Source organism: Hallella multisaccharivorax DSM 17128 (genome assembly GCF_000218235.1).
Lineage (GTDB): Bacteria > Bacteroidota > Bacteroidia > Bacteroidales > Bacteroidaceae > Prevotella > Prevotella multisaccharivorax.
In genome coordinates this window covers 669,775-682,560 of sequence record NZ_GL945017.1, presented here as the reverse complement: position 1 = coordinate 682,560, position 12,786 = coordinate 669,775, and the positions used below count along the sequence as shown (strand labels likewise).

Sequence of the window (12,786 nt, the reverse complement as noted above, 5' to 3'; positions counted from 1 at the left end):
GAGCCTCTTGCGAGGCTCTTGGTATGGATTGTTTATTTTGTCAGTTTGATGATCTTACAGCCGTGGGCAGGGATCTCAGCCTCTATCTTATCTGATACCGTTCCTTCATCGGCATGTTTCCACAAATCGCGCATCTTCCATTCGCCGGAGATTCCCATCCGAGAGAGTGTCACAGAGCGTGTGGCAGCAGCCTCGCTGCGGTTGAAGAGACCGATAACCCACGATCCGTCTTTCATCTGGCCGTACCATATCTCACCGTCGGTGCTCCACAGGTCACGTGCCAGGGGCTGACCTACGAAGCCGTCGTTCTGCAGTGCCAGCATCTCCTTGTTCTGGAAGAAGGTGAGGTCGTGACCGGTAGGCATGTCGGTGACAGAGACGGGACCGCCAGCCATGAGCGGCAGGGAGATGACCGACATCTTCTCATCGTCGTTGGCATAAGATCCGATGCGGATGAAATCGCCGTCGAGTCGTACTTTCTGTCTGCCGGAGATCTTTGACCAGTTGACGAATCCGTCGAAGGCATTCTCTGAGTTTGGCCAGCCGCCGCGCAGCGAGCCACGGTTGTTGTCGGAGAAACGATACCATGACCCCTCCAGAGCGTCGGCATCGATGCGGATCATGTTACCACAGTATTTCTCAATGATGGCGTTGTTTTTCAGATGCGGCATGACAAGAGAGACATAGATGCCGTATTTCTGAGCATACTTGTTGACCCATTGCAGGCCCTTGACATAGCGCTCACGACCGTAGCCTTTGTCTATCTGGTCGGTATAGTTCATGCCATCCTCGTACCAAGAAAGAAAGTCCATGCGGATAAACTTCACGCCCATGTCGGCATAGTGCTTGAAGAAGCCCTCAAAGAACTGCTCTGCTCCAGGATGGTCGGTGACGACCCACCAGAACTTGTCTTCCTTATCGGGATGGAGCACATCCTTATCCTTGGCAGGATCATAGCGCAGTGAGCTGACCTTGATGCCGTCGGTACCAGGGATGATGGCGTCGGGGTTATTGTAATGAAGCCAGAACGGGCTGTCGTAGACACCGAGCTTTAGTCCTTTAGCTTTGAGTTTGGCGATGATAGTACTGAGCTCTACTTCCGGAGAGCCCTCGTCTTTCCTGACGTGGCTGTAGCGCGTCATATAACCATTGTCACCGCTCATAGAGGCGAAGCCGTCGGTGACGAGCATGTCGTAGCCGTAAGGTTTGAGGTTGGTAGCCACGTAGTCGATGGCTTTGTCCCAGTCGTCCTCGGTAAAGATATTAGGGAAGGATCCGTCTTTCTCCTGCTGGCGCAGTGAACCGTAGACGCTCCAATAGAGTGGAGCCTTGTCCATATCCTTCTGCTCGGCAAGAGGTGTCAGACCCACTGTGGGATCCTCCTTGTCTACTGTAAGGTCACTGGAAACATCCCACTCGTTGTTGTTGCAACTCAAGAGGAGCGTTGCTAAAGCGAGGATAGAAAAGATATGTGTTTTCATTTTTTTGTCGTTTAGATTGGTTATTCTCCTATGTATTCAGCCTTGAGAGTGTGGGCTTTCATGTCAAGCGTGAGCTTGTACTTTCCAGCCTTGCTGATTTTCCATTGGTTATCGGCGGCTGTACCCGTACCGTAGACCACGTCTGTTGATGTCTTGTCGTCAGTGTTGATGGCAGTGTCTTTGGCGGGAGCATAGAACCAGTCCTTGTCGTCTGTGCCGAATCCGCCCTCGTTGGTAGCCATGAGCTTGAAGGTTCCCTCGTTGAGCTGTCCCTCATAGACGAAGAGCTGGTCGCCGGTCTTCGTGAGGGCCAGTGCTTCGCTGATGGTCCATCCCTTGGCAGCAGAACCGAGGATATAGAGCGTCTCCGTAGTCCACGGATTCTTTGCAGGCTGCACGGGGTCGGCGGTGAATGAAGCCACTGTGATGGTGAGATTGGTCATGTCGAAGACGAGCTTGTAGGTGCCAGCCTCCGTGACCTTCCATTTATTGTCGCTGCCGCCGATTGCCATGCCTTTCTTGGACACGCCTTCGTGGCTGATGGTGACGCCTGCCTCCGGTGCCTGGATATAATTGTTCCAGCCGGGGATATCGGTCTTGTCGTAAGCCAGCTTGAACTCACCGGCATTGAGATGACCATCATAGGTGAACTGTAGCGGTTTGTCGGAAGTCTTCTTGAACTTGGCACTGCCATCCTCCACCTTTGAGGCAAGCACATTGTTGTCCCAGCCCCACGGTGTGGCATCGCCGATAAACGACAACCACTCGGTGGCGATAGGCGTAGGAGGCTCCTCGCCTTCGTACACGGCGTTGATGGTACGGTCGCGGAGGTTGAGCGTCAGGGTATAAATACCGGCAACCGTGACTTTCCACTTGTTGTCATCGCCACCCTTGCGCACGTCTATCTTGTCGCTGGCAACACCTTTGTCACTGATCTCCGTGCCTGAGGCGGGAGCATAGATAAAGGTCACATCCCAGCCTGCACCTTTCGTGAGCGGGAACTTCATCTCACCGGCGTTGAGCTTGCCGTGATAGGTGAAGACAAACTTGTCGTTCTCATCACGTGTCAGCTCTGTGGGGTTATCGATACTCCAGCCTGTCGGCGTGGCATCGCCCACCATATAGAGATGGTCAACCTTGAGCGGGAGCTCCTCGGTGATGAGAACGGTATCCTTGGCGTCGTCGCATGACTGGAAGGTAAATGTGGCAAGAAGCATCACCAAGGCACATAGTACATATCTTGTTATTCTTGTTATCTTTTTCATTGTTTTTTCTGTTTAAGGTTGACCATCAATTGTCATATCCTGGATTCTGCTTCAGGCTTCTGTTAGAACCGAGAATGTCAGGATGGAACGGGAAGACGAGCGTGTGGTTGTCAGCGTCAGCATCTTTGTCCCACCAGTTGCTGGTGAACTTGCCAAAGCGGATGAGGTCGATACGGCGGCGGCTCTCAGCGAAGAACTCACGGCCCCACTCATTGAGCATCTCTCTCATGTCGAGCTTGGCAGAACCCTCAGGAGCATAGAGCACCGTGCTCCAGTCGGATGAAGGATAGTTGCGCTTACGGACGCTGTTGAGAAGCTTGGCAGCCTCTTCGGTCTTGCCCTCACGCAGCTTACACTCTGCGAGGCTGTAGATGACCTCCGGCAGACGGATCTCACAGTAGTCGGCCTCAAGTTGACCATCCTCGTCGTCAGAATAGAGCGGATACTTGGCAAACATCCATCCGGAGTTGTCGTCACCGTCCTCAAGACGGCTCTCTGACTTAGCCAGCCACTTGTCGCCGTCAGTAGCACCGAACTTGCCTACAGCATCACGTATGTCAAGGGTGTACTTGCCGTTGTGGTCTTTCAGGTACTGTGTGTTGCCATTGTCATCGGTATACTGAATCTTGCCATAGACGAACATACCCTCACGCTTGTTGTTGCCAAGGTTGGTGTATTTCTTCAGGCGGACATCAGAAGGATAATCCTTGAAGCGGGAGACAGGCATACCCAGCTCATAGTTGTATTTCTCGCCGTTAGGTTTGTAGCTCGGTGAGCAAGAGTATTTGATGTTGTGGCTACCCTCCTTGCTCTTGGTGTCGTGGAGCCAGTCGTTGGCTTTCGATGGTACTGACCACCAGTAGGTGTCACCTTTATAGTGCCAGTGAGACTCAGAGGCAGAAGCCGGGAAAGCGAAGATGACCTCGTCGCAGGTCTCGTTGTTCCAGTCGAAGGCAGCGTCCCAGCGGTCTGCGACTTTGTAAGTGCCGTACTTACCGTCGACGATGTCTTGAGCCACTTTCTCACAGTCAGCGAAATGATCCTCACCGACATAGACCTTGGCATTGAGATAGAGACGGGTCAAGAGGGCGGCAGCACCAGCCTGTGTCCACTGTCCTTGAAGATTTTCATTACCGCCGAGACTGCTCTTTTTCACCAGCTCGGGGATGGCAGCCTTCAACTCTGACTCGATGAAGTCGTAAATCTTCTTCGGCTCTACCTGGCTCATGGTGTTCTTCGACTGATCATAGAAGCTCTCAGAGAATGGTACGTTACGGAACTCGTCAAGAAGCGTAAGGTAGAACCAGGCACGCAGGACACGGTTCTGCGCCTTCAGGTTGTTGAACTCTGCCTCGGTGAATCCGAACTTAGAAGCGGAGAGCTTGTCAAGGTCCTCGATGACCATGTTGGCCTGACCGATGCCTTGGAAGCAGCCGTTGTAGGCACTCTGTGCCTCACCGTTAGTCGTTAGCCACTTGTGACGGTGCAGACGGGCCCAGCGGCCACCATCGTCCCACCAGTCCTCACGCGTAGGAGTGATGAGCTGGTCGGCGGTCTCCTCATTGAGCACCATACGGCTCTGGATGCTCCAGAAACCATGCTCGAAAGGCCGAAAAACGGCACGGATGACGTCATCCTTGGTATTATAGTAGTTCTGTGATGCCACCTGATCGTAGAGCGTCTCATCGAGATCAGTACAGCCGGTGACCGTCAGCAGTGCTGCCGGCATCATGAGCATGGCAGCATATCTAAATAGCTTATTCATAGTCTTGTAATGATTGTTTGTTTAGAAATCAACCTGCATGCCAAGCATAAACTGGCGTGTTGACGGATAATAAGAACGTGAACCCGTGGCTCCTGGATTAAGACCATTGACCTGATAGGTGGAAGGATCGACACCCGAAAACTGTGTCCAGGTGAAGAGGTTGCTGCCCACAGCATAGATGCGGAGCGACTCGATAAACTTGCTCTTCAGCGGCAGCGTGTAACCGATGTTCACAGAAGAGAGCTTGAGATAATCGCCCGGCTCGAGGAAGTAGTCGCACACGATAGGGTTCTGAGAGATGATCTTGTTCTTGCTGTATGCCTTGTCCATGACATTGCCCTGAAAGTTCTTCGTGCCATAGTAGAAATCATGGATATTGAAGATGTCGAAGCCAAGGGCTGTCTGGAAGAACAGCGAGAGGTCGATATTCTTATAACGGAAGGTGTGAGTCATAGAACCGGTGAACTTAGGCAGGCCATTGCCCACATACTGACGGTCATCGTCGGTAGCATTGTCGGCGAGAACCTTGTCACCGTTCTTGTCATAGACCACCCAGCGGCCCTGTGGGTCCACACCGGCATATTTCAGCATATAGAAGTTACCGATGCGCTTGCCTTTCTCAATGCGCTGCAAGGTATGGAAAGGATAAGGATCCTCAGGGCTGACGACATCATAATAGTCCTGGCCTACAAACTGATTGTTACTGAAGCTCACAAATTTGTTGGCCATGGTTGCTCCGATGACGTTCAGCGTATAGCTGAAGTTCTTGGTCTTGATGGCGTTCCATGTGATGTCGAACTCAAAACCGTTGTTACGCATGGTACCTACGTTGACGAAGGTTGTGGTGAACAAATAAGGAGGCACTGAGACATTGTAGTCGCCAAGGAGATCTTGCTGCTTGCGGTTGTAGTAGTTGAACGAACCGTAGAGCCTGCCCTGGAACAGCGTCCAGTCCAGACCGATGTTCCAGTTCTTGCCCTTCTCCCAGTGAAGGTCAGGGTTGACGTTTTTACCAGGACCCCATACCTGATAGAACTTACCGTTGTACATATAATAACCGAAGCCCTGCATGGTGTTGAGCGACTTGTAGCTGTCGAAATCCTGGTTACCTGTCACACCGTAGTCGGCACGTAGCTTCAGGTCGGCGAGCCAGCTCTTCATTTCTTTCATAAATGGTTCATCAGAGATACGCCAACCCACAGAGACGGCAGGGAAGTTGCCCCACTTGTGATTGGCACCGAACTTAGAGGAACCCTCATGGCGCAGAGAAGCTGTCAGCATGTAACGGCCCTTCCAGTCATAGCTTACACGACCGAAGAAAGCAATGAGCTTGTTGTCGTTCATGTACGATCCCATGTCGACTTCGCCCTTGTCCTTGGCGTAGGTTCCTGAACCGAGGTTGTTATCCTCAAGGGCATCGTTAGGAAAGTCCTTGTTGTTGGCGTTCAAGCCAGAGTATTTGTTGTACTCATAGGAGTAGCCCAACATGAGCTTGACATTATGATTACCGAAGGAGTTGCTGTAGTTGGTAATCCATTCCACACTCTGCATTGAAGATTTGGAGTAGTCTTGTGATGCCTCGCCGCTGCGTCCGGCATTGATAGCCAACGTACTTGTCGATGGCCGGAAGAATTGGTTGTAGTTGTCGTATTGATGGTCGGCAAAGGTCAGCTGTGTAGTGAGCATCTGCTTGCCCGGGTTCTTAAGCAACAAGGGGAAGAGGTTGAGCTTGGCCGAAGCATCCCAGTCGAGGAGCTTCGTCGTACCTGTGTTCTTGTCAAGGTTCTCGAGTTCCACCGGGTTATAGCCGGCCGCCTGTCCCTTGAAGTTATAATACTGCGCAGGATTTTGCGGATTCATGATAGGAGTGGTAGGATTGGCCTCTATGGCATTGCGGAAGACATCCCAGGAGGCTTTCCTGCGGTAAGCGATACGCGGAGCGATGTTGAGCCCGAAGGTCAACAGTCCGCTCTTCGTGGTATGGTTGATGGAAGCGCGCCCACCATATTCCTTACGTCCGGAGTAACGGTCGATACCCTCTGCATTACGGTAGTCGATAGAAGCACGATAGTTGCTCTTGCTGTTGCCACCGCTTAAGGTCAGCGTGTGCTGGGTTCGGACGCCGACGCGGCTCACCTCGTCAAGCCAGTCGGTAGATCCGCCGAGATCATAACCTGAACCGGAAGCGATGCGGTTGGCACGGTACTCGTCGGCACTGAGCATGTCGAGTTCTTTCTTGATGACATCGAACGACACCGTACCATTATAAGATGTATGGATGGCACCGTCGCGCGCGCCCTTCTTCGTCGTCACGAGGATGACGCCGTTAGAGCCACGGGTACCATAGATAGCAGAGGCGGCACCGTCTTTCAGAATATCGAACGAAGCAATATCATTAGGATTGATATTGGTGAGGTTACCACCCGGCACACCGTCGATGACAATGAGAGGACCTAAACCGGCAGCACGCGATGACACGCCACGGATCTGGATGCTCGCCTGATTGTTTGGGTCGCCGGCACCCGTGTTGGTGATGCTCACGCCCGGTACCTTGCCCTGGATCATCATCGACGGGTCGACACTGGCTACCTGTGTAAAGTCTTTGGAGGAGACATGAGAGATGGCGGAGGTCAACTCTTTCTTGTCCATCGTACCATAACCGATGACGACAACCTCATTGAGGACATCGTTCTTCTCATGGAGAGTCACGTTGATTGTCGTACGTCCGCCTACTACCTGAGTGGTGCTCTCAAAGCCAATATACGAGAAAATCAGCGAGGAAGAAGCAGGTACGCTGATAGTGTACTTACCATCCATATCGGTGATGCTGCCAGCCACATCTTTTCCGGCATTGGCAATCCTGACTGTTACGCCAATCAGAGGCTCACCACCAGGGTCGGTCACGGTACCCGACACTTTCACTTGCTGGGCAAATGCAGCAAGTTCCACAAACATCAGTAAGGCTAAAAGCACAAACCGACACTTGAAATCATTTCTTTCTTTTGGTCTCATGCTAAAAATATTAGTTGATTGTATTTATATTGTCACTGTTTTTAGAATTCTTTGCAAAGATAGTGAGCTTTATGATACCTTGTCATGAGAAGTACATAAGAAGTACATGAGAAGATCACAAAATAAAGTTTAATTGTTTGATAATCAATTATATATCATATAATTAAAAATAATCCAAAGTACATTGAGGAATTAATTATATTTTACGTAACTTTGTGAAATAAAAGTATAGGAAAGATGAAAATGAAATATTTACTATTTCTGGCCTTGATGTACATGACCGTCATAGACGTTTATGCCGGCAACTCCCAGCTTTATGCACGGCTCGACAGTGTAGTAGCCAATCGCGCTAATTACACGAAAGAAAAGGAGCAACGCATTGAGCAAATAAAGAAGATACTCCCCGTTACCGTAGATCCTATGAAACGGCTAAGGCTCTACGATGACATTTTCAACGAATACCATTATTTTCGTTTCGACTCGGCGATGGTCTATGTCAAAAAAGGACTAAGACTGGCAGAAGAGGCACACAACTCTTATTACACCCAGCTCAATCTTATTCATAAGGCTTCACTTCTCTCTGCTGCAGGGCTTTATAGTGAAGCTTTCGGTCTGCTGAATAAGCTGGACGCCAGACCCGTCATTAAAAGTCTGACCTACGAGTACAACCTCACGCTCTATTGGCTCTATACATACTGGAGTGACTATACCAACGACAGCGAGTACCGTGCCGTTTATTGGGCAAAGAAGAAGGAATATCTCCGCCGTACACTTAGTGTCGCCAAAGACCATCCCAACGACTATAATTATCTCAAAGGAGAATATGAGATGTACATTGTCGGAAGCCATATCAAAGCGCTGTACTATTATAATAAGGTGTTGGAATCGGAGCCAGAGAACACCCGTCTCTATTCCACTGCATGCTTTGCTGCCGCCTGCTGTTACAACTTCTTAAAACAATACGACAAGTTTGAGTCGTATATGATCCGTACGGCCATCACTGATATCATGACCCCTGTGAAAGAAAATCTCTCGCTCTATACTGTCGCTGACTGGCTGTTCACCACAAATGGCGACATCAAACGTGCAGAGAGGTATATCTCTGTGTCAATAGAGGATGCTAAGTTCTACAATAATAGGCTGCGCATCATCAGCAGTACCGACAAGCTGCCGGTCATCGTATCAAGGTTCAAAGACAAAATTAACGGACAGAATACCAAGCTCCTCTGGGCGCTCGGTGGAAGTTTCTTTCTGTTTCTTGCTCTTGTTGTCGCTACGGCATTCATTATCAGGCAGAACGGTCTGCTGACCAAACGGAGGAAAGAGATAGCTAAGCAGAACAAGCAGTTAGTTGGTCTTAATGATGAGTTGCAGTCACTGAATACCAAACTTACCGAGCACAACGAAAACCTCATAGATGTTAATCACAAGCGTGAGAACCTTGCAAAACTGTATATTGATCTTTGCTCAAAATACATTGACAGGCTAAACAGTTATCAGAAGTTTGTATACAGGAAGATTAAGGTCAATCAAATCAACGATCTGCTAAGTGCATTTTCATCTTCCAGGCTATCAGACGAGGATGCAGTGACATTCCTCAATGGCTTTGACAAGGCTTTTCTTGACTTGTATCCTACATTCATTGAGGAACTCAACCACCTACTCTCCTCCGACAGTGCCATACAACTGAAATCGGGCAATATGTCAACAGAGCTGCGCATCTTTGCCCTTATACGTCTGGGTGTAAAAGATAGCGGCGAAATTGCCAACCTGCTTTTCTGCACGCCACGCACTATCTACAACTATCGGTCGGCTTTAAAAGCAAAGGCCCTCAACAAGGAGACTTTTGAGGATGACGTCAGAAACCTGTGCCTATAGCATAATTCCCTGTATTTGCTTCTTGGCAACAACCTTTCCATTAATCACTGTAAACCGGCGGTCAAACTCCTCCTTGGTGCGTTTCCAGCGGTTGTGCGTCCACAGATAGTATTCGGGGGCTTTGCGCACCGACTGCTCCAGCATCCGGAAGAAGCGGCGTGTGACCTCTCCTTCGGGCAGGCTGGCGGGGTCGTCGGTGATGGGTATGTATTCTACATCGTAATAGCCGCGGCGCGGACGCGTCATCTTCACGTAAAAAATGACATCGTTCATCTTTCTCACGATGCGCTCGGCACCTGTGAATACCGGCGTCTCCGCATGGTTGAGGAAAGGCAGCCACAGATGGATATTCTCCCATTTGGGTGCCTGGTCAGCAATATATCCGGACAGGCTCATCCGTCCTTCGCGTCTCCAGCCTACGAGCTGCCGCAGGATGTCTTTCTTCGGAGTGGGCACACCTGTCGGCGCATAGGTGCGCAGACGAAGGAACACGTAGTTGATGACACGGCTGTGCAGTGGATCATAGATGAGACAGAGGCGACGCTCAGGATTCATGTCCTTGCCCACACGTGAGAGCCACTCCCAGTTGCAGTAATGTCCGAGAAAGCCTGCTGTGTTTCTGCCATTGACGAACCATTGCTCGTGCACCTCGGGATTCTTGACCCGCAGGCGGCGGTTAAGCTCTTCATCGCTGATGCTCAACAGCTTGATGGCCTCCAGGAAATAGTCGCAAAACCAATGGTAGAATTTCTTCTCGATGCTTTTGATCTCTTTTGTCGATTTCTCAGGAAAGACCGATGTAAGGTTTCGCCTGACTACGTCGCGCCTATACCTTATTATATAATAGAGTAGCGGCATAATCATATCAGAAATGGTATACAGCATCCTGAACGGCAGGATGCTGATGGCATAGAGAAGATAATAAACGAGTTTTGTCATTTATTGATGGTTTGAATCATCTGAACGGTCGTCTTTGATGAGCTTGAGCAGATGCTCCACGGCCTCACATTCCGGGATGTTATGCTCCACGCATTCCTTTCCCTTGTAGAGCGAGATCTTGCCCGGTCCGGCGCCTACATAGCCATAGTCGGCATCGGCCATTTCACCGGGGCCGTTTACAATACAGCCCATGATGCCTATCTTCAGGCCTTTCATGTCTTTTGTGGCCTCATGGATACGGCGGATGGTGTCGCGCAGATCATAGAGTGTGCGGCCGCATCCCGGACAGCTGATATACTCGGTTTTCGACGTCCGCAACCGTCCTGCCTGCAGAATGCCGAAGGCTGTGTCCTCAATGTCAGCCTCGGCGACGTTGCCGTCGTTCATGAGCCAGATGCCGTCACAGAGTCCGTCCATCATCAGTGCGCCCATATCAGCTGCCGATTCCAACTGAAACTCCTCTTTATCGTTCAACCGATACATCTGTGCAAAGACTACGGGATTCTCCACACCTGCGACCATCATTTCGTGGACGAGTGCACGCTGCGCCCCGAGCCGGTTCTGGTGATTGCTCATGCAGACCACGACGATCTCAGGATGCGCCTTCAGACAAGCAAGATATTCTTCTGCCGGCGTGCCAAACTGTAGGACGAGGAACTTCAGTTTTGTCTCAGCCATACCGATGAGTGGCATGGCGGTGACAGGGAAGATGGGGTAGAGCTGCGATTTGTCCGCAGCCTCGGTATAGCACTGATAGTCGACGATATATCTCTGACCTTTCACCCTCTCCTTGGGGAGCTGTGGACCGAGATAGATGTAGTCGGCCTTGGAGTCACGATTTTCCTCAGCGGCAACAGTCTTGTTCTTGCTGGCAATGACTACCGGCACACATTGACCACCAATATTTTCCACGACCTTTGTGTATCGGCGCTCCGGCCTGAGCCAATCGAAACCGCCATAGGTCTCAGCGGGGATGAGCTGATGTCCCGCTTTATGGCCAATATAATCTACCAAATGGCGGGCTACGGGTATCTCTGCTTCGGGTTCCTCTGTCAACGAGACACGGATGGTGTCTCCGATGCCGTCGGCTAACAACGCGCCGATACCCACGGCACTCTTGATACGTCCGTCTTCGCCCTCACCGGCCTCGGTCACGCCGAGATGAAGAGGATGGTGCATATCCTCCCTTTCCATGGTTTCTACAAGCAGGCGCACCGAGCGTACCATGACAACGGTGTTGCTCGACTTGATGGAGATGACAACGTTGTTGAAGTCGTGTTTCTTGCAGATACGCAAGAACTCCATACAGCTCTCCACGATGCCCTCGGGTGTGTCACCATAGCGGTTACGGATGCGGTCAGAGAGCGAACCGTGGTTCACGCCGATGCGGATGGCAGTGTGGTGCTCCTTGCAGATGTCGAGGAAGGGTACAAGACGCTCCTCTATTTTCTTGAGTTCCTCAGCATATTCTTCATCGGTGTACTCGTGCTTGATAAACTTTCGCGCGGGGTCTACATAGTTGCCGGGATTGATGCGAACCTTCTCTGCATAGAGCGCCGCTACGTCAGCTACGCGCGGATTGAAATGCACGTCGGCCACCAATGGTGTGGCAAAGCCATCGTGCCTTAGTCCGGCACTGATGTTCTTTAGGTTCTCAGCCTCCCTGATGCCTTGCGTGGTCAGGCGTACGAGCTCTCCTCCCGCCTTGATGATACGTTCAGCCTGGGTGATGCTGCCCTCGGTGTCGTCAGTGCTTGTTGTCGTCATCGACTGGATACGCACGGGGTTATCGCCGCCCATGTCGATCTGGCCAACGTGTACGACTGATGTCTCACGCCGATGATAGTTGAACAAATCCATTCAGCACTTAAATTTATAATCCTTGATAGCGACCAGCTCTGCGTTAGCCTTCTCTATTTTCTTTCCAAGTCCGGCTTTCCAAGCGTCTACCTTTGCAGCGATGGCCTCATCCCCCAAGGCTATCATCTCTGCAGCAAGGATGGCAGCATTCTGCGCACCGTTCACACCTACCGTAGCTACGGGTATGCCCGGCGGCATCTGGATGATGGAAAGCATGGCGTCAAGACCATCCAGCATGCCTTTGATAGGCACACCGATGACGGGCAGTGGCGTCGAAGCGGCAATGACACCCGGCAAAGCTGCTGCCATGCCGGCTCCGGCAATGATGACCTTCACGCCACGGGCCCTGGCACCTTTGGCAAACCGCTCCACGGCATCGGGTGTGCGATGGGCAGAGAGGGCATTCATCTCGAAGGGAATCTCCCGTTCCTCAAGCCATTTGCAAGCTTTCTCCATGACAGGAAGGTCGCTTGTGGAACCCATGATAATACTTACTAACGGCTTCATAATCTATGATATTTTATAAGGTTTGTCATTACTCTGAGCGGGCTGCGCAGCACTGAACGGAAACGAATTGTATTTTTAC

Annotated in this window: 8 protein-coding genes; 1 reads left to right on the top strand and 7 read right to left on the bottom strand. The window is 51.0% G+C overall.

Features of this window, described 5'->3' with window-relative positions:
• Window positions 1–32: 32 nt before the first annotated feature.
• From PREMU_RS03260 to PREMU_RS03245, 4 genes are read right to left on the bottom strand one after another with little or no spacing between them, the layout of a single operon-like run.
• Window positions 33–1,481, bottom strand: a complete 1,449-nt coding sequence (locus PREMU_RS03260) for an alpha-galactosidase (protein ID WP_007573103.1) — start codon at window positions 1,479–1,481, stop codon at window positions 33–35.
• Between the two features lie 20 nt (window positions 1,482–1,501).
• Window positions 1,502–2,746, bottom strand: coding sequence for a SusF/SusE family carbohydrate-binding protein (locus PREMU_RS03255; protein ID WP_007573101.1), 1,245 nt, complete (start codon window positions 2,744–2,746; stop codon window positions 1,502–1,504).
• 25 nt (window positions 2,747–2,771) lie between these two features.
• A complete protein-coding gene (locus PREMU_RS03250; protein ID WP_007573100.1) occupies window positions 2,772–4,511 on the bottom strand; it encodes a RagB/SusD family nutrient uptake outer membrane protein in 1,740 nt (579 codons plus the stop codon).
• 21 nt (window positions 4,512–4,532) lie between these two features.
• Complete coding sequence (locus PREMU_RS03245; RefSeq protein WP_007573099.1) at window positions 4,533–7,523, bottom strand: SusC/RagA family TonB-linked outer membrane protein; 2,991 nt, start codon at window positions 7,521–7,523, stop codon at window positions 4,533–4,535.
• Between the two features lie 243 nt (window positions 7,524–7,766).
• On the opposite strand from PREMU_RS03245, the gene PREMU_RS03240 reads away from it, so the two are divergent.
• Window positions 7,767–9,401: a DUF6377 domain-containing protein gene (locus PREMU_RS03240; protein ID WP_156803945.1), complete on the top strand. Its 1,635-nt coding sequence runs from the start codon at window positions 7,767–7,769 to the stop codon at window positions 9,399–9,401.
• On the opposite strand, the gene PREMU_RS03235 is transcribed toward PREMU_RS03240, so the two are convergent.
• The 3 genes from PREMU_RS03235 to purE are packed head-to-tail and all read right to left on the bottom strand — an operon-like array spanning window position 9,396 to window position 12,707.
• A complete protein-coding gene (locus PREMU_RS03235; protein ID WP_007573097.1) occupies window positions 9,396–10,340 on the bottom strand; it encodes a lysophospholipid acyltransferase family protein in 945 nt (314 codons plus the stop codon). The two genes, PREMU_RS03240 and PREMU_RS03235, sit on opposite strands and share 6 nt — an antisense overlap.
• Window positions 10,341–12,200 carry a 4-hydroxy-3-methylbut-2-en-1-yl diphosphate synthase gene (locus tag PREMU_RS03230; protein ID WP_007573096.1) on the bottom strand — a complete coding sequence of 620 codons (1,860 nt, stop codon included), beginning with the start codon at window positions 12,198–12,200 and terminating at the stop codon, window positions 10,341–10,343.
• Window positions 12,201–12,707 (bottom strand): 5-(carboxyamino)imidazole ribonucleotide mutase, encoded by a 507-nt coding sequence (gene purE / locus PREMU_RS03225; RefSeq protein ID WP_007573095.1) that lies wholly within the window; start codon window positions 12,705–12,707, stop codon window positions 12,201–12,203.
• Between the last annotated feature and the right edge of the window lie 79 nt (window positions 12,708–12,786).